Below are 24,271 nucleotides of genomic sequence, written 5' to 3'. Positions count from 1 at the left end.
AGACAGAGTTTTCACTGTACTAGGCTAAACCTATGGAGGCCTCAGATTGCTTTCGCCAGAGAAGGTCCCGACATATACTAGCGGCGATTGGGAAGATCGCGATTCTGTCCAAACGATAGACGTTGAAAAGCTCATCGCAATCGCCCTGCGGCAATGGCGTCCGGTTGCAATCAGCGTGATCGTATTTCTCGTCCTGGGCGTCATCTACATTTTAACTGCGGTGCCCCAATATACAGCATCAACGAGCGTTCTTATCGACCGCGGCAACAGCGAGCTCCTCAACCAACTTTCAAACGCAGGCGTACCTGTTGAGGATGAGGCTTCGGTCTTGAGCGAAGTCGAGCTCTTTAAGTCCGATACGATCAGCTTAGCAGTTGTCGATAAACTCAAGCTTTTAGACAATCCTCAGTTTACTTCGCCGCACACTTCCCCCTTGACCACGTTGCGTTCGATGTTGCGTTTTCGCTATTGGTTTGCCAGCGCAGACCTTGAAAACGACGATCTTGATGCGAAAAGACGTGACGCTGCCCAGACAATCGTCGATACGATGGATGTCGACCGCGTCGGTCGATCCTATGCGCTCTCGATAAGTTATACGTCAACCTCGCCGGAATTGGCATCCAGCATAGCCGGCGCTATAGCGGACGCATACCTGGTTGATAAACTGAACTCTAAGTACGATGCTACCCGGCGCGCCAGTGACTGGCTCCAGGAGCGTATTGACGAACTTAAACAGAAAGCGCTCGACTCCGATCTCGCCGTTCAGAAATTCCGGACAGCGCATGGCCTTCTTTCTTCCGGTGGGCAGTATCAACTTCTTAGTGATCAGCAGCTTTCCGAACTAACCACACAGCTAATCACTGCTCAGGCTGAAACTGCCAAGGCGCGCGCCAAGTACGAGCGTGTCAAATCGATTATCGACAACGGGCGCACCGATGCGATCGTGACCGACGTTCTCGACAACTCGATCTCGAACGACCTGCGCAAGAAATATCTGGAGGCGTCGAAGCTTGAAGCAGAAATCTCCGCTCGCCTAGGTCCTGACCACGTTGCAGCGGTTCGACTGCGCAGCGAAATGGCGGAATATCAGCGGTTGATGTTTGAAGAATTGAACCGCATCGCCGAAAGCTATCAGAGCGAACTTCAAGTAGCGGAAAGTAGAGAGAAATCTCTGAAAGACAGCGTTTCACAGGCCAGCGGCGTGACGGCAGCAGCAGGCGAAACGCAGGTCCAGCTCCGTGAACTCGAGCGCACCGCAGATACCTACCGTAACCTGTACCAAACGTTCCTTGCGCGGTACCAGGAAGCTACGCAACAACAATCCTTTCCCATTACCGAAGCACGCATTATTGCCAAGGCGCAGGTGCCCACAGTGCCGAGCGCACCCAAGAAGCCGCTCATACTCGCGCTGGCAATGGCTCTTGGCGCACTTTTCGGGAGTGGTATCGGTGGGTTTCGCGAATTCCGCGATCGCTTTTTCCGCACCGGTGAACAGGTCCGTGAGGTCCTGTCGTTGGAATATATCGGCCATGTGCCTGCTGTCGACGCGAAGGAAGCCGCCAACGGCGCCAACGATCTGGAGTCGACACGCGGACTGCAAACCGGTAACGGGATCACCAACTACGTGGTCAACCATCCGCTGTCGGCCTTTGCGGAAACGATGCGCAGCGCCAAAATCGCCGTCGATATGGAAAATCCGAGTTCACGCAGCAAGGTCATCGGCGTCGTTTCCTGTCTTCCGGGCGAGGGCAAATCGACTATCGCCATAAACCTTGCGCAACTCCTGGCAATGCAGGGTTCACGCACGCTGCTCATTGACGCCGATCTTCGCAACCCTGGTGCAACGCGCGCCATCGGCCGCCACGCCGAACAGGGCATTCTGGAAGCATTGCTGGAAGGCAAACCGCTGAAGGACGTGCTACTGCTCGACAGCAAGACCAAGCTTGCTTTCCTGCCGGCCGTGGTCAAGCGTCGCGTACCGCACTCCTCTGACCTGCTTTCCTCATCCATCATGGTCAACATGTTGGATGAATTGAAGGCACATTTCGACTATATCGTTCTCGACCTGCCCCCGCTTGGCCCGGTCGTCGACGCCCGTGCGATCAGCCCGATGCTCGATGCTTCTCTGGCTGTCATCGAATGGGGCCGCACATCGCGGCGCGTCGTCCGTACGACCTTCGCAGTTCAGCCTGAACTCATGCAGAAGTGCATCGGCGTGGTGCTGAACAAGGTCGATACGGAAAAGCTGAAGCTTTATCGTTCCTATGGTTCCGGCGAGTATTATTACAACCGCTACTCCGCCTACTATCACGAATCGTAAGCAGGGCCTGAAATGGACTATGCGGCGAAATTCGCCGCATAATTTTTTTGCTCACGTCAGTTCCGAAAAGAAGCCGCTGATCGTCTCAATCTCATTGGGGCGGATGTCATGGCCTCCCGAATGCCACTCCGTCTGCACCTGTGCATTCTGGCTCTCGAAATAGGCGGAAAGCGCTTCGGTCAACGCGACAGGCGAGATCGGATCGCGCTGACCTGCGGTGATCAATATTCTGCGACCGCCAAGATCGGGATTGGCGCGCGGTCGAAAAGGGATAAGCGGATGAAGCAGAGCTGCCGCGTCGAACAGGCCCTTCTCGATAAGCACGTTCGCCAGAATGTTTGCGCCATTCGAAAATCCTAGCCCGAGAATCCTGGATGCACCGTGCGTCGAGGCTAGATCCTGGACGTAACCACTCATCTTGTCCGTCGCCCGAGCGAGGTCAGCCATGTCGTAGACACCTTCGCCGGTTCGCCTGAAGAAGCGCGCTGCCCCATACTCGGATACGTCGCCGCGCGGCGAAACGATCGTCGCCTCCGGCAGCAATCGCCTGCCGAAATCGAAGAACTGATTCTCGTCACCCCCCGTCCCGTGAAGCACGAAGAGAATGGGCTTTCCGGGTGCACCGGCATGCAGCCGGTGCACATAACCATTGTCAGTCATCGTTCTGTCTCCGCTTAGGCTTCGAGCGGCTGGAGATGCTGCTCGATAAGGGCACGCAGATGCGCATGCTGCTGCGGCAGCTTCAATGCTTCGCCGAGGTGAGCCGTATCCTCGTCGCGGTCGAAGCCGGGTTCGTTGGTGGCGATCTCGAACAGTACGCCGCCAGGCGTACGGAAATAGATTGCCCAGAAGTAATCGCGGTCGATGACCGGGGTGACCTGATAGCCGGTGTCCATCAACGCCTTGCGCACTTCGAGTTGCTTCTCGCGGTTTTCGACGGCGAAAGCGACATGGTGGACGGAGCCGGCGCCCGGAAGCGCACGGGCAATATTGGGCATGGTTTCAAGATCGACGAGATGCGCACCGTTCCCGCCGGGAATGCTGAGACGCTTGACGCCGTCGCGTTCTTCCTGAACTTCATAACCCATGAACTTCAGAAGTTCAGCTGTGGCACCGTCATCTCTCAGCCGCATGGCAACGGAGTGGAAGCCTCTGATGGCATGATCTTCGCTGACGCCACCGTGCGTCCATGGAGCACGGGCGTCATCCTTGACCTCGACAAGTGCGAAGCCGTCGCCGTCGGGACCAGCAAAATTCAGGCGTTTTTCACCAAAGGATTCATCCGTCTTCAAGCCAGTGACATTGAGCTTAGTCAGGCGATCGCTCCAGAAGCCCAGCGAGCCCTGCGGAACCGAGTAGACCGTGGTGCTGACTTCACCTGTGCCCGGACGCCCCTGCGCCATCTTCGGGAACGGAAAATAGGTCATGATCGTGCCCGGCGAACCGGTCTCGTCACCGTAGTAGAGGTGATAGACATCGGGAGCGTCGAAATTGACGGTCTTCTTGACGCGGCGCAGGCCCAGCGCATTGGTGAAGAACTGGTTGTTGGTCCGGGCGTCCTCGGCCATCGATGTAACGTGGTGCAGACCCTTGATTTGATCGAGCATTTGAGACCTCTTTCTGCCCGCAACAGGCGGGCTTTCGATGGGTCATAGATGAGCTTTTCGAGCCGGTTCTCATAGTCCGGCAAGCTGACACGCATTGTCTCCATTTTGTGAACGACAATGCGGCAGCGTTCAAGGATTGAATGGAAGCTGCCAATCAATAGGTTCACGGCCATGCGACTGTAGAAACGCATTCGCCTTGGAGAAATGTCGCGATCCGAAAAAGCCGTTATGGGCGGAAAGCGGCGACGGATGCGGCGCCTTCAGCACCAGATGCCGCCTTGAATCGACAAAAGCCGCCTTCTTTTGGGCATAGGAGCCCCAGAGCATGAAAACGACGGCTTCACATTCGTCGTTCACCTTGCGGATGACCGCATCGGTGAAGCGTTCCCAGCCTTTGCCCTGATGCGAGGCCGCCTGAGATTCCTCCACGGTCAGCACACTGTTGAGGAGAAGCACGCCCTGTTGGGCCCAATGTTCAAGGAAGCCGTGCCGCGCCGGCGAGATTCCCAGATCGGTCGCCATCTCCTTGTAGATATTGACGAGTGATGGCGGAATACGCACGCCTGGGCGAACGCTGAAGCAGAGACCATGAGCCTGGCCGATGCCGTGATAAGGATCTTGCCCAAGAATCACGACTTTAACCTTCGCAAGCGGCGTCAGATCCAGGGCGCGGAAATACTCCCCGCCTTTGGGGAAAATCTGTCTGCCAAGCTGCTTCTGCTCGACGAGAAAGAACTTGAGCTGCTGCATGTAGGGACTTGCAAACTCGCCCGCGAGCGCCGCTTTCCAACTCTCTTCAAGAGTGACTGACGTGTCGTTCACGACGCAAACCTCCCGGATCGATGCAACCCATGTACGATAGCCGTTCTAGCAAAATTACCCAGAGCCACAATACGCGACGGCTTTGACGCTATGCCTTGCTATCTCGCAGATGCGAAGAGAGCTTGGACTGTCATAAATTGGAAATTCTCCACCATTACCAAAAGTGCTGGTAACGATACGCAAATGATGGCAATACTTTGCTATGCCGTCTGCCGTTTTAACTATGCCCTAATTTTGCTGTTTACCCAAGCAAATCAGCACAGTAGAAATCGGTTGTTCACAGCGCGAGGGTGTTTCGCATGAAGTTTGGGACAAGCGGCCTTCGTGGTCTTTCGGTAGATCTCACAGGACGTGCATCGGCGCTTTATGCCATGGCTTTCGGCAAATATTTGCTGCAGAGCAACAAAGCCGCACAGGGCGATGTCATTCTGATCGGCCGTGATTTCCGGGAGTCCAGCCCGGAGATTGCTGGCAACTGCGCCGGCGCGCTCGTAAGCCTCGGCTTTAGAGTTCTAGACTGCGGCACTGTCCCGACACCGGCGCTTGCGCTTTACGGCCTGGAAAGAAAGGCCGCTTGCCTGATGATAACGGGTTCGCATATCCCGGCGGACCGCAACGGCATCAAATTCTATCGCCCAGACGGCGAGATCGACAAAGCGGACGAAGCAGCGATTACCCGATTTGCTGCCGAAATCGAAGCCTCCGGCGAATCGGTTGTTAGCGAACCTGTAGCTGTCGAGGATCACTCTGCACCCTGCCTGCAGCTCTTCTTTGAGCGCAATGCGGGTCTCTTGCCGGCACGTGCGCTTCTGGGCATGAAGATCGGCATCTATCAGCACAGCACGGTCGCCCGCGACTTGATGGTCGATATTCTCGCCCATTATGGCGCCGAGGTAGTCGCTCTTGGTCGGTCCGAAACCTTTATCCCGGTCGACACCGAAGCCGTTTCCGAAGAGACGATCGCCCTTCTGAAGAACTGGGCCTCTACACATGGCCTTGATGCGATTGTTTCCACGGATGGCGATGGCGACCGTCCGCTGGTTGCCGATGAAACCGGAACGCCGTTGCGCGGAGATCTTCTGGGATTGATTTCAGCCAATTTCCTCGGTGCCGGTACCGTCGTCACGCCGGTCACCTCCAATTCGGGAATTGAAGCCGCAGGATCCTTCAGAGTCATTCGGACCCGCGTCGGCTCTCCTTTCGTGATTGCCGGCATGGAAGAGGCCGTTGCCGCAGGCAAGAATCTGGTGATGGGCTTCGAAGCGAACGGCGGGCTCCTGACCGCAACACCCTTCGATATCAACGGCCGCAGCGTGCGAGCATTGCCCACGCGCGACTGCTTCGTGCCTATGCTGGCAACGCTTTCGCTCGCCGCAATCCGCAAGGAGCCACTTTCGATCGTTGCGGCTTCATACAAACTGCCCTTTGCGGCGGCCGATCGTCTCGAGAACTTCCCGGTCGAAACCAGCGTAGCCCTGATGGCTTACCTGCGTGACTCCGACGCCAACCTTGCAGAATTCCTGCAGCCTGTTGGCGAGGTTAGCTCGAAAAGCGATATTGACGGCTTGCGCGTGACGTTGCGCGATGGGCGCATCATTCATTTTCGGCCGTCCGGCAATGCGCCGGAAATGCGTTGCTATGTGGAAGCCGAAAGCGAGGCAGCCGCCTTACAACTCTTGAATGCGGGATTGACCCGAATTAAGCGCTGGGCAGAAGCCCGGTAAGCATGCGACAAACCTGGCCGTTCATTTCAAGGAAGAGCATCCGATGACACAGAAAATCGTTCCCGTGATCATGGCTGGCGGCAAGGGCACGCGCCTTTGGCCGCTCTCGCGCGCAACGGCGCCGAAACAGTTCATCCAGTTTGTCGGGGACAAGACCCTGTTTCAGGAAACCCTGGTTCGCGTTTCCGATCCGGCGCTTTACGAAGCCCCTGTCGTTGTGACGAATGAGGACTTTCGTTTCCTCGTCGCGGAACAGGCCCGCGAACTTGATATTCCGCTCGCCGCTGTCTTGCTGGAGCCTGTCGCCCGCAACACTGCTGCCGCAGTGGCAGCTGCTGCGAGCCTTGCCTCCGAGCATTTCGGCAAGGAAGCCATCATTCAGATGCTGGCCTCTGATCACGAGATCCTTGCAGACGATGCCTATTTCGACGCCATCCGCACGGCACGGGATGCAGCCCTCAAGGGCAAGCTCGTCACCTTCGGCATCACGCCGACGGAGCCGGCGACCGGCTATGGTTACATCGAGGTTGGCAAGCAGCTTGCAAGCGGCGCGCACGAGGTCAAGCGCTTCGTCGAAAAGCCGGCACGCGAGAAGGCCGAGCAGATGCTGACCGCCGGTGGCTTTTACTGGAACTCGGGTATCTTCATGTTCCCGGTCGCCGAACTGCTTTCCGAAATGCAGGAATATGCACCTGATGTGCTGAAGGCGGCGGACAAGGCACTCTCCAAGGCTACGCGTGATCTCGATTTCACCCGTCTGGATGCCGAACACTTCGCAAAGAGCCCCGACATCTCCATCGATTACGCTGTCATGGAAAAGACGTCCAAGGCCGCTGTCGTTCCCTCCGCCTTCAAGTGGTCGGACATGGGTAGCTGGGATGCCGTTTGGAAAACCGGCACTCAGGATGAAAACGGCAATATCGCCGCGGCCAACACGACGGTCGTCAACACCCGCAACTCGCTCGTGATGACGCATGGTGTTCACCTTGCCGTCCAGGGCATGGACGACGTCGCCGTTATTGCGAGCGAAGACGCCGTTTACGTCGGCCCGCTGAAGGAAAGCCAGGAAGTCGGCAAGCTCGTAAAGCTGCTCGCCGGCCATAAGAAGACATCGAAGCTGACCGAGACCCATCCCACATCTTACCGTCCGTGGGGCGGCTACACTTCGATCTTCAACGGCGATCGTTTCCAGGTGAAGCGTATCTTCGTGACACCCGGCAAGAAGTTGTCGCTGCAGAAGCACCATCACCGTTCCGAGCATTGGATCGTGGTGAAGGGAACAGCCGAAGTTACGATCGGCGACAATGTGCAGATGCTGCGCGAAAACGAGTCAGTCTATATCCCGCTCGGTGAAGTCCATCGCCTTGCAAATCCGGGCAAGATTCTGCTGGAACTCATCGAGGTCCAGACGGGCTCCTATCTCGGCGAAGACGATATCATCCGCATCGTGGACGAGTTCGGTAGAACGTAACACGCGGCAGGCCGTTTTGGCTTGATTTGCTGCGATGCAACATATAGCTCATACGTCATTATCCTTGGAGACAGCTTCATGCATATAGTCATGATTGGTTCGGGTTACGTCGGTCTGGTATCCGGCGGCTGCTTTGCTGATTTCGGTCACCATGTCACCTGTGTCGACAAATCCGAAGCCAAGATCGCGGCTCTTGAGGCCGGAGAAGTGCCGATTTTCGAACCGGGGCTGGATGCCATTATCAGCCATAACCGTGCTGCTGGCCGTCTGGACTTTTCGCTCGATCTAGCCGGCCCGGTCGGGGATGCTGATGTCGTCTTCATCGCTGTCGGCACCCCGTCGCGCCGCGGCGACGGTCATGCGGACTTGAGCTATGTCTATGCTGCAGCGCGCGAAATTGCCGCGGCGGTCAGGGGCTTCACGGTCGTTGTGACTAAGTCGACAGTTCCGGTTGGTACCGGTGACGAGATCGAGCGCATCTTCCGAGAGGAGTTCCCCGACAAGGACATCGTCGTCGTCTCCAACCCGGAATTCCTGCGTGAGGGTGCGGCCATCACCGATTTCAAGCGGCCCGACCGCATCGTGATCGGCACTGAAGATGCGCGGGCCGTCGAGGTCATGCGTGAAGTCTACCGTCCGCTTTACCTCAATGAAGCGCCACTCTATTTTTGCGAACGCCGCACCTCCGAACTCATCAAATATGCCGCCAACGCCTTCCTGGCGATGAAGATTACCTTCATCAACGAGATTGCTGACCTGTCCGAAAAGATCGGCGCCGACATCCAGAAGGTTGCCAAGGGTATTGGCATGGACAAGCGTATCGGCGACAAGTTCCTGCATGCCGGCCCCGGCTACGGCGGCTCCTGCTTTCCGAAGGATACACTTGCTCTCGTCAAGACCGCCCAAGACTTCGACAGTCCGGTGCGCCTGATCGAGACCACGGTTGCCATCAACGATAATCGCAAGCGCGCTATGGGCCGCAAGGTGATCGCCGCCTGCGACGGCGACGTGCGTGGCAAGAAGATCGCCGTGCTCGGCTTGACGTTCAAGCCGAACACTGACGACATGCGAGATGCACCGTCGATCACCATCATCCAGGCACTGCTGGATGGCGGCGCAACTGTCCATGCTTATGACCCCGAGGGCATGGAAGCCTCGAAGGGCATGCTCGGCCCGGTCACCTTCGGTAGCAATCCTTACGAGATCGCCTCAGGCGCCGATGCCGTTGTCATCGTCACCGAATGGGAAGAGTTCCGAGCTCTTGACCTCGAGCGCCTGAAGACCAGCATGAAGCGGCCAGTTATCGTCGATCTACGCAATATCTACTCGGCCGTCGACGTCAGCAAGCAGGGCTTCGACTACTTCCCGATCGGCAAGCTGTCCAAAAAGGCTTAATTATGCGCTATTTCATTACCGGGTGCTGATCGCAGCTGGCCTATGTCTAGCCGATTGGTCATTGTATCGCGCTGAGCGAGGCAGGTGCTGCCAGGCTGCGGATAGGCTCGACCGTGAAGATGCGGTCGAGTTCCGCCGTTGCGAATGCTCGGACCTCGCGCAAATATTGTTGGCCAGAAATAGCTTCCTGTCTGAGTGAGCTATCTTCATCCTCGACAAGCCTGTCGTTTGCAAAGGTTGCGCCAATGTGGTGGCGGCTCACATCCCGCACATTCGAATAAACAGGGCGCCGAGCTCCCGTGAGAGCTTGTTCATGCTTTGCTTCCTGGTCCGAAAAGTTTTTCGCAAGCTGACGCAATCATATTGCTTCGTCGTCCAATTTATCTGTCGCCCCAAGTAAGTTGGGATCTTTGACAACACTCACTGTTCGCGGAATGTGTGGCTAATCTGGTCCATCAGCGGTTTTGTCATGTACGAAATGACCGATCTATCCGCGACCTTGATGAAGACTTCCGCGGGCATGCCTGGGTAGAGCGCCATATTCGAGAGACTTGACAGGCTTGCCGGCTCTGGCTTGATGCGGACGGGATAGTATTCGGCGCCGTTTCGCTGTTCCGTCACGACATCAGGCGAAATCGATACGACATCTCCTTGCACTTCCGGTGTCGTTCGCTGGTCGAACGCGCTGAAGCGGATGTCGACTTTCTGACCGAGCGCGAGCTGATCGATATCGCGAGTGGCGATTTTCGCCTCGACCGTCAGGTCGCGCTGATCCGGCGCCAGAAGCATCAGCACTTCACCGGGATTGACGACGCCACCCACGGTATGGACCGTAAGCTGATAGATGCGACCGTTCATCGGCGAACGAAGCTCCAGTCGGTTCAACTGATCGACGGCTGCGATGCGGCGCTCCTGCATCTCCGATATCTTGGCCTCGATGTCCGTCAAGTCCTTTGAGTTCTCGGTTCTCCGATCCTCATCAAGCTGCAGGATCTGAAGGTTGATTTCCGCGATCTTGCCTTCGGCCTGCGCGCGCGACGACAGGCGCTCACCGCGATTTCCGTCGAGTTCGACGCGCTGCCGCTTTAGGCCGTTGACCCGCTGCATGGTGACGATCTGCTGGTCATAGAGCTTCCTGGCTGCATCATACTCCTGATCAACGAGCCGGCTGGCTTCTTCGATGGATGCAAGCTGAAGCGTATCGCCCTTTATCTCCTCGGCGAGCTGCTCCTTGCGCTCCTCCAACTGCTTGCGCATGCCGATGAGCGAAGACCGGCGTGCATCGAAGAGTTGGACCTCGCCGTCGATGAGGTTCTTGCCTGCGGTGACATCCATGCCATCTGATCCAATATCGCCGGGAGAGAATTCCGCTCCGACACGTTCGGCCTGCAGCCGGGCGCGGCGCACATAAAGCTGGGCGAGATTGCCGTTGATAATGGCAAGGTTGGCCCTCACCGAGGTGCTGTCGAGACGCAGTAGGACATCGCCGGCCTCTACATGTGCCCCTTCCCGCGCCATCAGCTCGGCGACGATGCCCCCCGTAAGATGCTGAATCTTCTTCACGTTCTGGTCGATAATGACCGTGCCCTGGCCAACCACCGCATTGGACAACGCCGTCGAGGCTGCCCAACCGCCGATCCCGCCAACAAGCGCGACCGATAGCGCCCAGACGGCAAGGATGTGGCGATTTAGCGAGCGTTGCGATTGCTTGATCATCGGCCCTGCTCCAGAGCCTCAGCGACCACCTTTAGAGCGGCATGCCGCGGCTGGTCGCTGAGGCTATCGCTCCGGATGACCTTGGCAAGCACCACGTCTTTCGCTCCGAAGGCTGACGCCTGGCCGTCGCGCATCGCCAGAACCAGATCGACGCTGGAAAGCGTGCTCGGCCGATGGGCGACCACGATGACGATGCCACCGCGCTGGCGAACGCTTGCAATTGCGCCGGCGAGCGCCGTCTCGCCATCAATGTCCAAATTGGAGTTTGGTTCGTCAAGAACGACGAGAAAAGGATCGCGATAGAGTGCACGGGCAAGGGCAATGCGCTGGCGTTGGCCTGCCGACAGCATGGAGCCGCCCGGCCCAATGTCCGTTTCGTAGCCCTTAGGCAAGCGCAGGATCAGGTCATGTACGCCGGCAATGCGCGCAGCGGCAATGATATCCTCCGCATTGGTCTTCCTGTCGAAGCGAGCGATGTTCTGCGCTACGGTGCCGGCAAAGAGTTCGACGTCCTGCGGCAAGTAGCCTACGTGGCGTCCAAGCGAGACGTCGTCCCATTGGTCGAGCGCTGCGCCATCGATGCGCACAGATCCCCGATACACGGGCCAAAGGCCGACGAGCGCACGCACCAGCGAGGACTTGCCCGAGGCACTCGGGCCGATCACGCCAAGCGCGCTGCCGGCCTTCAGGGTAAAACTGACGCCCTGGATAATCAGCTGCGATTTACCAGGCGGCCCGCTCGAAACCGCCTCGACGGCAAGTTCGCTGGAAGGCGCAGGCAGAGCAAGCGGCGAGACGGCCTCAGGCAAAAGAGCTAGCGTCTGCCGCAGCCTGTTCCAGGATTGTTGCGCCGCGACGAACCCCTTCCAATTGGCAATCGCCTGTTCTACAGGTGCGAGCGCCCTCGATGTCAGAATTGACGCTGCGATGATTATGCCGCCAGACGCCATGTTTTCGATGACCAGCACGGCGCCCGCTGCAAGCACGCCCGATTGTAGGCCCATGCGGAAGATCTTCGAGACGATGGAGTAGCCGTTGACGGTATCGGCATTGCGACACTGGATATCGCGATAACTGTCGTTGCAAGCTGACCAGCTGTCGGAAAGGTCGTCGGCCATTCCCATGGCCTGGACAACTTCAGCATTTCGCTGCGCAGCACCTGCCAGCGCATAGCGTTCAGCCGCCAGTTCGTAGGCTAGCCGGGCGGAAGTCTGCGAACTGCGATTGGTTAGAAACGTCAGCACAATCAGGATAAGCGCGCCGCAGACGGCAATGATGCCGATGACGGGATGAAAGAGGAAGCAGATCACGACATAGAGCGGCACCCAGGGCAAATCGAAAAAGGCCGACGGACCGGGGCTAGAAAGGAAGCTGCGAACCTGATCGAAGTCCCGCAACACCAAAAGCCCGTCACCGGCCACCTTGCCTTTGAGGGGCGCCTTTAGAGTCGCCCTAAAGACGCGGCGGTTCATGATTTCGTCGAAGACCCCCGATATGCGCACGAGAATGCGCCCGCGCACGATATCGAAAGCGCCCTGGAAGGCGTAAAGCAAAAGCGCTAGCAGCGCGAGAGCGACCAGAGATGAGATGCTACGGCTCGGGATTATTCGGTCGTAGACCTGCAGCATGAAAAATGAGCTGGTGAGATAAAGAAGATTGACCAGCGCGCTTGCGACGGCGACGGCGATCAAGCCGCTGCGGCTGCGTACGATTGCGACTGTCGCGACGTTGTTCTCGCCCTTTCGAGCCGGCGAGGTGTCTAGTTCGTTCAAAAGTCGAAGCTCCGTTATACGCCCGGTTCAAACGCTATCTGCGAAACAGGGCAAGAATTTGCGAAAGCTTGGGGTACTCAGGGTATAGTTTAGCAATCAACAGGTCTTTTGCGGTCTGGCTTGATTTCAATCTATCTCGGGTCAAAAAATGACATGAGCACCGCCCGCATTCGTCCGCCAAAAAAGTAAGACTGGGACACTGACGAAATGGCCAGGCGACTGCATCCACGGGATCTCGACGACAGAGACGTTTTCTACAATCGATCTTAATCTGGAGCCAATCGAGTTCGTGTTCCGAAGGCATGACGATAAGCCGCCGACAAACTTTGAGAAGCGAGCCATCCGAGCCAGGCGACAAAGATTGCGGCTGAAACGCGCGATGGCTGGATATAGCTTACGCTATGGACGACCCAAACCGGCTATTCGATATTCAGCATAACCTCCTCGCGTCAGTGTCTGTCGCTCCGTGAAAACTAATGCAGCTTCAGACAAGGATAAAATCCTGCCACGATAGGTGCGGGCTGCCGCTAAGCTCTGCGAACTGGATCTTGCCACTGGAGCCGGAGCCATCTGCATCATAGTATAACTTGCCTGTCGTGTCGTCGTAAACGATGCTTGCTGCAGCATGGGTGCTCTCGTTGCCGATCTCGAAAGGGATTTCGCTCCACCAGCCCGCAAGGCCCTTGAATACCCCTGTGGCCAGCTGAATTTTGTCCGAGCCCGACTGGAAGTCCAAAATCGTGTCAACGTTTGTTGAGCTCGGAGTTTGGTCGAACACGAAGGTATCGGCGTACTTCATTCCCTTCTCATCACCGATCAGGATATCATTTCCAAAACCGCCGCGAAGGATGTCGCTGCCGCCACCGCCACTCAAGGTGTTATTTCCGGCATTGCCGTTAATCGTGTTGTCGTATCCGTTACCCTGTCCGTCGATGTTCCCGCTTCCCGTCAAAATCAGCTTTTCCAAATACTGTCCCGCAAGTGAAAAGGACGCGGTACTGTAGACCAAGTCGGTTCCTTCATTTTGCCTTTCGACGACGACATCTCCCTGATCGACAAAATAGATGTCGTTGCCCTTGCCGCCCTCCAGCCAATCTGCGCCTGCCCCACCGTCGAGCGTGTTGTTGCCGGTGTTTCCGTAGAGCTTTTGATTCCCGTCGGATCCCCTGAGCCCAAGATTTTCTCCGCCGAGCAACCGATAAATCTCGACGTTGTCGATTGGCGTGGCGATGCCGATCGTGGTGTAAATCGTGTCGGTGCCTGCCGACGCCGATTCGACGACAACATCCCCAGGATTGTCGATGTAATAGATGTCATTGCCGTCCCCACCGATCATAACATCGGCGCCCGAGGATCCGTCGATCGTATTGGCGGCCTGGTTTCCCGTTATCGTATTGTCTAGCGAGTTTCCGACGATTGAAGCGGCGGCATTGCCATCCACCACGACGGCTTCGATATATTGACCGCGCATGTCAAAGCTGACCGTCGTATAAACGGTATCGATGCCTTCACCGGAACGCTCGATGACCTGGTCTTTGATATTGTCGACGAAATAAGTGTCGTTCCCGACGCCGCCAGCCATCCAATCGGCGCCCGCACCGCCATTGATCGAATTGTTGCCTGCGTTTCCAATGATCGTATTGTCATACTTGGTGCCGATAGCGTTGAGATCAGCCGTTCCTGTAAGCGTTAGCTTTTCCAGATATTGGCCTCTCATGTCGAAGCTCACGGAACTGATAACCTGATCGTTTCCGCCATCGATTGTTTCGTAAACCATATCTGCGGCATTATCGACATAATAGGTATCGTTTCCGTTCCCTCCACTCATTCGATCCCCGCCTTCACGGCCGTCGATCCGATCGTCGAAGGGCGTTCCGGTCAGATAATCGGATCCGGTGGTGCCGACGACGTATTGTGCAGTGTATCGCGGATCAGCATAGGCTCTGACATAGTCGACTTGCATATCATAAACGTGGCTCGGGTCCGCGCCTTCGGACGTTGTCATTGCCAAATCGACCAGCATATAATATGGCCCGCTTGTATATTCGTTTGCGGCGGTTCTGGCCAGTTCCACCCCATCCATGTAGGTGATGATCCAATCGGGGGTGATCATCGTGCCATAGGTGTGATAGCCGCTATCAAAGAGCGAGGTTGGCATTCCGGTATATTCGGATGCCCATATATGTTCCGGTACATCCGGCGTATCTTCGCCCGGCCTGAAGTGAAGGGCTGTATGGTGACCGTCCGGATCTGCCGCGTATGCTTCGACGGTATCGACTTCGACCCTCGGCTTATCTTCTGCCCCCTCAGACAATAGCCAGAACGCAGGCCAAGCGCCGATGCCGCTTGGAAATGACGCCCTCACCTCGAAATATCCGTAGGATTGCGCAAATCCCAAGCCGTCGGCGTTGACGGACTGGAGGATCCCTGATTGCCACTTGCCGTCAATTTGCTGCATTTTTATATGGAGCGCGCCGTCCGCAACCGAGAAAGGATCGTACGGCGTCGCCCCGCTGGTGAATGATGCGACCCCAAAGGGACTATGAACGCCTGAATACCAGGTAGCTTGGGTCTTCCCATTCGGAGCCACGCTGAGAGTATCGAATTCGTCTTGAAAGGAAATATTGTAGGTTGAAAGATTCAACGAGGTGCCAGCATACTGGTTCGTCCAGGTGATTTCGTCCAACGCCATACCAAACCTCCAAGAGATGATCCGGAGACTCTATGGCTTGTAGCATTTCAAACAGCTTACCAAATTCGGAGCAATTTTAATCGATATCAAATACCATTTGCCAAAAGTTTGCCTACCAACGACGGTGTGAGTCGTGTCATTGTCCTCGAGCCGTAGTCCTCCTCCATTTCCTAGTCTTCGCAGGCGCGAGCGAGACTCGATAGTTGCCACCCGCTGTCGAACGTCAAGTTCTGACCGGGTCGCAGCGAACTAGCTCGTCGATTGAGATCGATATCGCGCCTGAACTCGGAAGAGGATTTGCCTAATTCGCTGCTTACGGCGGTAGGCCTGATCTCAAAGGAACAGAAAATCGTCGTAATGAAGCGTCGTCAGATTGGAAAGCGTCGCAATCTGTACGGCCGCGTCTTGCCCGTTCCCGTCCGCATCGTAGAAAAGCTTTCCGGTTGGCTGGTCGTAGACCAATCGGTCATTCGTATCCAAAGCCTTGGTGCCGACGACGAGGTTTCCCGCGAAGAAATTTGCGGGATCGATGGCCGTGAAGACGTTGTGGTCGAGAACGATCTTGTCGCCGGCACTTTCCGAGAAATCCTCGACCTTGTCGATGTTGTAAGCGCTGGGTTTGAAGTCGAAGACGAAGTGGTCGGCTCCAGCTCCGCCGTTCAGGATATCGTTGCCGTTGCCGCCTACCAGCTGGTCGTTTCCGTCGCCCCCAGTGAGGATATTGTTCCCGGAATTGCCGGTTATGATATTGCCCGCGCTGTTGCCTGTCGCATTCGTATTTGCCGTGCCCAACAGGGTCAGGTTTTCAACAGTTCCAGTCACGTGATTCTTGTCGGCCAGACTGAGCGTGACGTAGGATTTAACGGTGTCATTGCCGGAGCCGCCAGCTTCGATCACAATGTCATTGGTGTTGTCAACGATATAGGTGTCGTCGCCGGCTCCACCTTGCATGTGATCTATTCCGGTGCCTCCGTCGAGAACGTTATTTGCTGTATTGCCGACAAGGACATTGTTGAGCCCGTTGCCAGTCGCGTTGATCGGCGCATTGCCTGTAAGTGTAAGCTTCTCGATAGGGCCGATCGCATGCACTCTGTCCGCCAGACTGAAGCTGATCGACGACATGACGGTATCGGTTCCGCCGCCGCGGCTTTCATCGACAATGTCGGTCGGGGAGGTGACCGTAAACGTGTCGTCTCCGGTGCCGCCGTAGATGTGGCCGGGTTCCGGACGGGCGCCGCTACCTGCGGCTATGTTGATAATGATGGGATGGTCGACAACGTCCAGGTTGAGCGAGGATATGTTGCTGAAGCTTTTGACCGGCGTATCGCCCGCCAGTGGGTCGTAGACCTGCACGGTCCCGAAAGCTCCACCCAGGTTGACGCTGACGTTGGTCGCAGCCGCCTGGATCGCCTTGTCGGTCGTCTGGTTCCATATATCCGGCTCGTTCCAGATGATGATCTGATAGCTTCCGTCGGATTTCTCCGTCAGGTAGCTGCGCGCAGTGGAAGGCAGTCCGTTGATGGAGTAATTGAGCGTGCCCGGATTGAAGTTCGCCTGGGTCGCGCCGTCGTCTTCGAGAATTTCGGTCAGATTGTGGATCGCCATTGCTGCCGGTTTCGGCGTGTAATCCAGGCGAAACAGCCCGAAATGCTTTTCCTGATCGGAACCCTGCGGATCCGAATAGGCATCGAGAAGCTGGTAGATGAAGGTTCCCTTGGATCCCAGAAAGGCGCCGTCCATCAGAGTGTTGAGAAGCAGTTTTGCCTGCGTCGTCTCGTCGACGCCTTCCCATCCGCCGTTGGTGTCAGCGGTCAGCGACGTGTGATAGCCGATCTCGGTGATGGTAAGCGGTTTGCCGGGATCGGCCTGCATCTGGTTGCCGGATTCACGCGAGAGCCAGGAGAAGGGCTGGTCGCCCTCTTTCGCATAGGTGTGGATCGTCGTGTAATCGTTGGAAGAGGCAACCGTGTAACCGGTAAAGCCGAGAACCGGAATATCCTTCAACAGCGGATCGGCATTGACTGCATTGAAGAGGTCCTTCTGGTAGGCAACTGCCGCAGCCTCTCCCGACAGACCTTTATAAGCCACCGGCCAGTTGTTGACCTCGTTCGGGCCTTCGATGCCGACGATCGAACCCGGATGCGCTTCGACGAAGGCATGCAGTCGCTGGACGACAGTGGCGGGAGTGTCATCTCGCCCGGAAACAAAAACGAATTTGACACCCGCATCGGCCGCATCCCCAAGATGGCCTTGACCGTAGGGGTCGGAGGCAGGGGTGGGGGCATGATCTCGAACTGTGTCGAGACCAAGGTAGCCCAGGGCTTTAACAACTTCCGCGATATTGGAATATTTCCCGTCGGTGTAGTCGATATGTGTGTCGATGCCGAATGAATCGATAACGTCAGTAATTCTAGTAGCTTGGACCATTTCATCCTCCTCGCCTGGAAGTAGAAAACATTACTTCGATGGTATAGTGATTCCCTTCAAAAGTAGGGCCTGATTTACAGTAGAATCCGCCAAAGTTATGATCGCGTTAACCATATTGTATTGTTCGCAATATGATTGCTAAGCATGGGGCTCTGCGTCCGACATTCCTGGCGCCGCGGCTTCCTAATCGCGCCATGCCTCGCCTATTGTCTTCATAACGAGTGCTGTCTTTTCTGAAGGGAGAAAGCGGCCGTAATATTTTTGGATCATTGGAACAGAGTCGTGGATTGCAAGCGCGGCGAGCTCGATGGATCCTGTCTTCTTCAATACGTATGTTGCCAGGACGTCTCGAATACAATGTGGCCCATGCGGCAGCAGTCCTTTTATCGCACCCTTATCGGTGTAGGGATTGTATATGCCATATTTTGCGACTGCCTCGCGCCAATCAGTGTAGAATGACGCCTGATCATAATCGAGGCGACCCTTCCTTTTGATGTTTCCCTTTACAAAGAAAGTACCGGGATCGTTGTGAGCTCCAACGAGCAATGGACGATGTTCTTTCAAATAAGCGGCGATGAAAGCATAGAGGTCATCGACATCCGGGAGAACGCAAAGGTAAGGTTTTCCGCCATCGAAAAAGCGCGAATGGCCGTTCTTGAACGCTATCGCGGGCACGAGAACTTCCCACCTTGCCGTGTCTGATCGCCACCGCAACTCCCCTCGACGCTTTTGAACAAGTGACAAGACAGATGTCGGACGGTCTGATGTAGCGACGAGAAGTTCACGAAGGTTTTTCTGCCGCAATCCGAGATGGAGACCAAACTGCATCATGAGGAAAGCGCGGACTGCTTGTGCCTCCTCATATGCGCTCAATCCCCCTCTCTGAACATGCGTGATGATTTCCTTTGTAATTTTGCGGTACTCTCTTATCGGGTTGTCGGTAGCGAGGATGGTTTCGATAGCTTCGAAGGAACTACGGTGGACCTGCTCGACATCTAACAATGCGCGGCCCCGACGATAAGCGTGCAATTGCATTGCATCGCATACATCATCCCAGGCACATTGCGCCTTGCGGATATCGGCAGCCGATATCAGGCCCGCAATCGGCTTCAAACGAGAAGCAAGCCATCGGTTCTGCCTCAGCCATCCCGTTCCATTGCGAACCAGGCTTTTTGCAAAAGAAACCATGCTGCGCTCATAGGCGGTGTAGAAGCCACGTCGCTTTTCGCGCCACATCACGTACCAGTCCCACACCGCCGGAAAGACTAGGATAGCAATTGTAAGATCTTCCACGGAAGCGCCGAAACCCCCAACTCGGCCATCCGGAGACGAAGCCAATGCGCCAAAAAACAATCCGAGATTTCTCCTCGCGGTTTCTGCGCTCGCCGCGTTCCATCGACCCAGACGGTCTTTGCCCTCCGGTGGCAGCGTTGCGGTTTTGAATGAAATTAGAGCATCAATCTCTTCTGCGAGTTGACGCGGTGGTCGACCAAAGTGATCAGCGGAAACGGAGGAACGCCGCTTCTGAGGCTGCCACAATCCCTGACCATCAGGAACTAGAAATTTCATTTTGAAGGAGTGTTTGACTGCCTTTGCTTGATACTTTCGAAATTCCGTCAAGCCATAAAAAACGTTTTGTGCAATCCAAGCCTTGATCTCGGCTTGTTTCATAGCAGGAAGCACGAGGAAATTGTCGGGCAAATGCCAAGCGAACAAGGTCCTTCGCTGATGCGGCACGTCCCGGATGGCGTAGCAGGAGACATAGCCCGTCAAAGAATACAATTTCTGTACGAGGTGGCCATGAGGCAACCCGTAACGCGCCTCGATCATGTACAATGCCCGTATGCTTCTGGTTTTCGAGGGGAAGTTTCGATCGCGGCACCATTGACTCAGTTGCGCCGTCGATATTGATGCGCCACCTTCTTTCAAGGCGGCGGATAGCGCACGTATCGTGTCGCCGTGCCTTCGAATTTCCGTTCTCAGAATGACTCCAAAACCGATCGGCTTTGGGATGGTAGGCAGTGCCAGCGTCATTATGGCTCCTTGAGGCTTACTACTGACTCAGCTATCGATGAATCGCGTTCTGGGTAGCCGATGGGGAGATAGTGAATCGAGAAACGTTAGTGCGTCTCATCGATCCGAAACTTAAAAAAGGGATGACTCCCAATAATCAAATGTTCGGATTTATAAGCGTCGCGAATGATCGACAACGTTGATGGTATCGACGTGACAAGTAGGTGCCTGAAACTTGCCAGGCTTTCGCGCCATCCACAGCGCGATTTAATATTTAGCCGATCCTGCCCGCGCGGCTCTCAAGGCAACCTAAGGGTTCAGGTAGGTTAGATCACCTGCAAAACAAAGGGTGGTGAAGCTCTCGGGCGCCATGGATCGAAGGCTAAACGACGCGACACGGCACCGACCGCTCCGCGCTCAAGTTCCGCTTAGCGCCCTGGGTCGTTCCTCGCAATCCACTACGACAGAGTCACCTGCCCGGCCGCACCAGCGACCGGGCAATATCGATGATGTCGTCGCGGGCAGCGGTCGGGTCCTCCCGGTTCCAGGCGACACCGAGCCCGATCTTGAAATCGACGCCCCTCACTTTCTTCAGCTCAAAGCCGCGGTTCGGCAGATCCTGCGTCCATTCCGGCACGAAACCGATACCAAGACCGGCTGAAACCAGCGACACCAGCGAGAAAGTGTCGTCACAGGTGTAGGCGACATTGTCGGTCAGATCGTACTCCTCGAACTTCTCGGCGAAATACTGTTCGCTGTAGGAACGGTTCTGGCGGGAAAACGAGATGATCTTCTCGGAGCGCAGATCTTCAAGATCGATCTCGCTTCTCGCAGACAGCGCGCTTTCCTTAGCCACTGCCAGCAGATAGCGCTCATGGGCAATCGAGAAGAAGCGGAGCGAGCCGATATTCTCCACCGGTCGGATGAAGCCGAGATTGATGCGGCCTGCCTCGATATGGCGGATGATGTCATCGGTGGTGCCGCTTTCGATATGCATGCGGATATCGGGATACTTCCTGCCGATGCGCGACAGAAAGGATGGCAGCACGCCGATCGTTGCCGGGTAGACCGTACCGATCGCGATCCTGCGAGACGTCTTGCCGGCGATCGAGCGGACGATCTCCTTCGACAGCTCCAGCTCGCTGATCATCCTGACCGAGCGCTCGTAGAAGGAGGCCCCTGCCCGCGTCAGTTCCACCCGCCTGGTCGTGCGCAGCAACAGCTGCACGCCGAGCTCCTTCTCCAGGGCCAGGATCGCATCCGATAGGCCTGACTGTGTGATGTTCACCTTGGCTGCCGCACGACCGAAATGCAGCTCCTCGGCCACGGCGACGAAGTAGGATAGCTGGCGTAGTTCCATGACGAAGATCCCTACACTGCCACCGCACAATTCATTACAGCCAACGTGACGGCAGACAAAGTTCTGCTATTGTCGGAATCAGCCATGATCCGAGCTCCTGACAGCTTAGGTTGTGGTCAGGCCGCATTTGGTGGCTCAAACACCGATGCGGCCGACTTGAACAAAAATATTGCATATGAACCAAAAAGTTTCAATGAGAAATCGAAAATTATGAGTGAAATCACCGGGGCTCAAATTCGGGCGGCGAGGGCTTTGCTCCGATGGACGGCGGAGGATCTTGCTGAGGCAGCCTGCGTTGGCCTGTCAACGATACGGCGAGCAGAGGCGGACGACGGCCCGCCAACAATTACGGTCGCAAATTTAAAATTGATCCAGATGACCTTACAGGGCGCCGGAATTGAATTTATCACTCGAAATGGCGGTGGAGTAGGCGTACGGTTTAAAGAACCGAGTTGACGTGCAAAGTGCTGGACGCCTCGAGGTCCTGTGGCCTGCGGTTGGATATCTGCCTGAAATTGAACGGTTTAGAACTGAGTGGCTCACACTGCTAGGTTCGGGCAAACCGTTTATGCCATGGTGTCGGCCCCTAACAATTCACCTGCAACCTGACGGGAAACGATATCTTATGGTATCTGATCCGCCAAAAACCTCATCATCCTTGGCCTTCCGATCGAGATTTCGGGCTCCCTATTGCCAATCATCCTCGAAACAGGCCTCTCGCCGAATATCTCCGAAAAAGATGCCGGGGATATGATCGATGGACGCGATATTTGGCGGCCAAAAAATCGATACGCGCTCCAGCCAAGTATTCGGTCAACAGTGCAATGCGGCGGTCATGCGAAAGCGAAACGCGTGGCATATGATAAGAATGTCCTGCGATGTCGTTGAGCGCTAAACTGGCCGATGCCGCGATCGAGATCAACCCCTAGCGCGCACCATCGGTGGTGAGCTCGTTTTCGACGCGACCTTAATAACATATAGTGTATCCACTCAGCCGCCGAACGACAGCCGACTCTGGTTCATGGTCGGGCACTTTCGTGAACGATGCGAAACAGAGTTTCGTCAACATAAGGGTCATCGAGCAGCGAGGGCTGCTCAGATAAGCTCTGTAGCGCTTTTTGGATGTTGTGAACCAAGTCGGTTTCGTCCGCCCTAAGCAACAAATCTCGCTCTCTCGGCTTCAAGAGGGTGCCGGATCCAAACTTGTGGCGGGCGGATTGAGAGTGGAGTCGCTGGTCGCCAGAGGTAAGGAACCGGCGCGACATTCTGCAAAGGCGAGCCTTGTTCTCGCAAGTAGCCATTTTGGCTTACCTACTCCTCGCTGGCGCACGCCAAGGGCCCGCCCTCTCAGAAGACGGCGGGCCCCCTTTCAGGATGCTGCTGCCCATTCAGATTAGAAAAATCGCCCGAACGCGACTACTCGCTAAAAAGGGCTAGCCCGCGGCTATCCTAACTCGCAATGTGTCCGTTCCTTACAACTCATCAGCTCATCAGCGCCGTCGCAGTGGAAACCTGCCCCTAGCGGCGCATCGAGTGCAGCCGAGCAGATGTAGTAGACTATCGCCCAGCTATGCGGCGGCAAACTCGCCCTTTTAGAAAGAGCATTGAGCACGTCATCGAGCCATTTCAACTGGATGCGCTTAGGTTGTTTGCTTCGGGGCGTCATCCTGGCTGCAGAAAACGCGGGCAGTTCCGCTGCGCCGTTGCAGGGGCTACCTTCGAAGCCGTGGAAGGATGAGGAAAGTGAGTGCCCAAGTTTTTGGTCTATGCCAGAGGGTTTTGCCGGCGCGGCAAGCAATGTTACACGTTGCGCTGGTCGAGACTTCACATTAGAGGGTGTCGGAGACCCTCCACTGCTGAACCCACGTCAGCAATAAGTGGCGACACCTACGCTGATCGCTCTCTACCCCGAGGGCGAAAGGGGAGTGCGGTCATCTGCGCACACTTTTGACGGCACTCCCCACCATCTCCACCGCCTATGGCATGTCGTTGCTATGTTAGGGCGATAATCAAGTCCCTTGCCCGATTAACCGTCCAGCCGGTGAGGAAACCTAGAACGGCGCCAGCGGCTTTCACTACCGCATCGTCAAAATGAGCATGTCGAGATGGCGACAAGAGTTGAAGCAGCTCAAAGGCTCCGGCAGCAGCTATGATCAGTGTTCCGCAAGAAAAGGCATATCCCGGGTAAGCGACGACGAAAAGTGCTGCCATAAGAGCGAAAGCCAACGCCCGATCCCAGTTTACTGGTAATAAATCGGCGGGGCGCAAACCGATCGGACCGACCGTGACGAAGATGATAAAGGCGAGGCAGGCCCAAGCAGCCAGGCGCGCTATTGTTTGTGTCAGCATCCGATCATGATAAACAATTGCTGCAGGGCAGCAATATGGCTTAGGACACAGCGCCTCATAATTATTTGCTCTGCGAAATGGCAAATCGCAATGGTTTTGCGATGATATGCCCCCAGATTGAAGCGGTCCTCGCCTCGTACAGGCCGCTTAAGTTACTCACACGTGGCAGTATTTTCTCTTTTCGAGTTTGCAATCGTCCATGCGCTAATAAGGCCACGGATTTCGAGTGAGACGGCCCTCGCCGGATTATTGGAACAGGTGCCGTTTGGTAAGTCTAACCTTGTCACCGGCAAACCATCGTCCAGTTGCGAAGCGTTTCGAAGTAGGCGCTCAGAACGGCACACGACCAACCCCTAATCCCGTGCATCAATCGAATTGGTCGGTCTTTACCCGCTTCGGATCCTCTATATTGGTTCGCTCCTGCCCTCTCGGCTTCTTGTCTTCGGGTTTGGGCTCGACCATGCGCCATTCGCGTTCCAGGCGCTCAGCAACCTGCATCGGTATCAATTCCGCCATCACGTCCTCCTGAAACTATGGCCGGAAAATGCCATTCATTTTCGCGACTGCAACATTAACTTGCGTGGAAGGTTAGCAGGTAAGGTT

At 55.9% G+C, this 24,271-nt stretch carries 17 protein-coding genes; 5 read left to right on the top strand and 12 right to left on the bottom strand.

Annotated features, from left to right (window positions below; translation table 11 throughout):
• Window positions 1-46 precede the first annotated feature (46 nt).
• Complete coding sequence (locus FHX06_RS32580; protein WP_112972730.1) at window positions 47-2,320, top strand: polysaccharide biosynthesis tyrosine autokinase; 2,274 nt, start codon at window positions 47-49, stop codon at window positions 2,318-2,320.
• Between the two features lie 51 nt (window positions 2,321-2,371).
• Here the strand turns inward: FHX06_RS32580 and FHX06_RS32575 are convergent, their stop codons facing one another.
• From FHX06_RS32575 to ung, 3 genes are all read right to left on the bottom strand, one after another.
• Window positions 2,372-2,980 (bottom strand): alpha/beta hydrolase, encoded by a 609-nt coding sequence (locus FHX06_RS32575; protein WP_112972729.1) that lies wholly within the window; start codon window positions 2,978-2,980, stop codon window positions 2,372-2,374.
• A 14-nt stretch (window positions 2,981-2,994) separates the two neighbouring features.
• Complete coding sequence (locus tag FHX06_RS32570) at window positions 2,995-3,927, bottom strand: VOC family protein (RefSeq protein WP_183882339.1); 933 nt, start codon at window positions 3,925-3,927, stop codon at window positions 2,995-2,997.
• A gap of 129 nt (window positions 3,928-4,056) precedes the next feature.
• On the bottom strand, window positions 4,057-4,749 hold the full coding sequence (gene ung, locus FHX06_RS32565; protein ID WP_113213269.1) for a uracil-DNA glycosylase: 693 nt from the start codon (window positions 4,747-4,749) through the stop codon (window positions 4,057-4,059).
• Between the two features lie 299 nt (window positions 4,750-5,048).
• Here ung and FHX06_RS32560 point away from each other — a divergent pair, with 299 nt between their 5' ends.
• From FHX06_RS32560 to FHX06_RS32550, 3 genes are all read left to right on the top strand, one after another.
• The gene (locus tag FHX06_RS32560) at window positions 5,049-6,473 is read left to right on the top strand and encodes a phosphomannomutase (protein WP_183882337.1); all 1,425 of its coding nucleotides are present in this window, start codon (window positions 5,049-5,051) and stop codon (window positions 6,471-6,473) included.
• Window positions 6,474-6,516: 43 nt separating this feature from the next.
• Window positions 6,517-7,944: a mannose-1-phosphate guanylyltransferase/mannose-6-phosphate isomerase gene (locus tag FHX06_RS32555; RefSeq protein WP_112972725.1), complete on the top strand. Its 1,428-nt coding sequence runs from the start codon at window positions 6,517-6,519 to the stop codon at window positions 7,942-7,944.
• A gap of 78 nt (window positions 7,945-8,022) precedes the next feature.
• Window positions 8,023-9,339, top strand: a complete 1,317-nt coding sequence (locus FHX06_RS32550; RefSeq protein ID WP_112972776.1) for a UDP-glucose dehydrogenase family protein — start codon at window positions 8,023-8,025, stop codon at window positions 9,337-9,339.
• 58 nt (window positions 9,340-9,397) lie between these two features.
• On the opposite strand, the gene FHX06_RS32545 is transcribed toward FHX06_RS32550, so the two are convergent.
• From FHX06_RS32545 to FHX06_RS32515, 7 genes are all read right to left on the bottom strand, one after another.
• Window positions 9,398-9,697: a hypothetical protein gene (locus FHX06_RS32545; protein ID WP_112972769.1), complete on the bottom strand. Its 300-nt coding sequence runs from the start codon at window positions 9,695-9,697 to the stop codon at window positions 9,398-9,400.
• Between the two features lie 62 nt (window positions 9,698-9,759).
• A complete protein-coding gene (locus FHX06_RS32540) occupies window positions 9,760-11,055 on the bottom strand; it encodes an HlyD family type I secretion periplasmic adaptor subunit (protein ID WP_112972768.1) in 1,296 nt (431 codons plus the stop codon).
• Window positions 11,052-12,827, bottom strand: coding sequence for a type I secretion system permease/ATPase (locus tag FHX06_RS32535; RefSeq protein WP_112972767.1), 1,776 nt, complete (start codon window positions 12,825-12,827; stop codon window positions 11,052-11,054). The genes FHX06_RS32540 and FHX06_RS32535 overlap by 4 nt, the downstream gene beginning before the upstream one ends.
• A gap of 484 nt (window positions 12,828-13,311) precedes the next feature.
• Window positions 13,312-15,519: a family 16 glycosylhydrolase gene (locus tag FHX06_RS32530; RefSeq protein ID WP_183882335.1), complete on the bottom strand. Its 2,208-nt coding sequence runs from the start codon at window positions 15,517-15,519 to the stop codon at window positions 13,312-13,314.
• 333 nt (window positions 15,520-15,852) lie between these two features.
• Complete coding sequence (locus tag FHX06_RS32525) at window positions 15,853-17,946, bottom strand: calcium-binding protein (RefSeq protein ID WP_183882334.1); 2,094 nt, start codon at window positions 17,944-17,946, stop codon at window positions 15,853-15,855.
• A gap of 183 nt (window positions 17,947-18,129) precedes the next feature.
• Window positions 18,130-19,980, bottom strand: coding sequence for a site-specific integrase (locus FHX06_RS32520; RefSeq protein ID WP_162728479.1), 1,851 nt, complete (start codon window positions 19,978-19,980; stop codon window positions 18,130-18,132).
• A gap of 448 nt (window positions 19,981-20,428) precedes the next feature.
• Window positions 20,429-21,319 carry a LysR family transcriptional regulator gene (locus tag FHX06_RS32515; protein ID WP_183882331.1) on the bottom strand — a complete coding sequence of 297 codons (891 nt, stop codon included), beginning with the start codon at window positions 21,317-21,319 and terminating at the stop codon, window positions 20,429-20,431.
• A 210-nt stretch (window positions 21,320-21,529) separates the two neighbouring features.
• Between FHX06_RS32515 and FHX06_RS32510 the strand changes: the two genes are divergently transcribed.
• Window positions 21,530-21,775 (top strand): multiprotein-bridging factor 1 family protein, encoded by a 246-nt coding sequence (locus tag FHX06_RS32510; protein ID WP_112971136.1) that lies wholly within the window; start codon window positions 21,530-21,532, stop codon window positions 21,773-21,775.
• A gap of 1,536 nt (window positions 21,776-23,311) precedes the next feature.
• On the opposite strand, the gene FHX06_RS32505 is transcribed toward FHX06_RS32510, so the two are convergent.
• Together FHX06_RS32505 and FHX06_RS32500 are read right to left on the bottom strand one after the other, a co-directional pair.
• Window positions 23,312-23,668, bottom strand: a complete 357-nt coding sequence (locus FHX06_RS32505) for a VanZ family protein (RefSeq protein ID WP_112971132.1) — start codon at window positions 23,666-23,668, stop codon at window positions 23,312-23,314.
• A gap of 366 nt (window positions 23,669-24,034) precedes the next feature.
• On the bottom strand, window positions 24,035-24,184 hold the full coding sequence (locus tag FHX06_RS32500; protein WP_162728480.1) for a hypothetical protein: 150 nt from the start codon (window positions 24,182-24,184) through the stop codon (window positions 24,035-24,037).
• Window positions 24,185-24,271: the final 87 nt, after the last annotated feature.

Origin of the sequence: Rhizobium sp. BK512 (assembly GCF_014194915.1) — a bacterium.
Lineage (GTDB): Bacteria > Pseudomonadota > Alphaproteobacteria > Rhizobiales > Rhizobiaceae > Rhizobium.
This window is presented reverse-complemented; position numbering and strand designations above follow the sequence as displayed.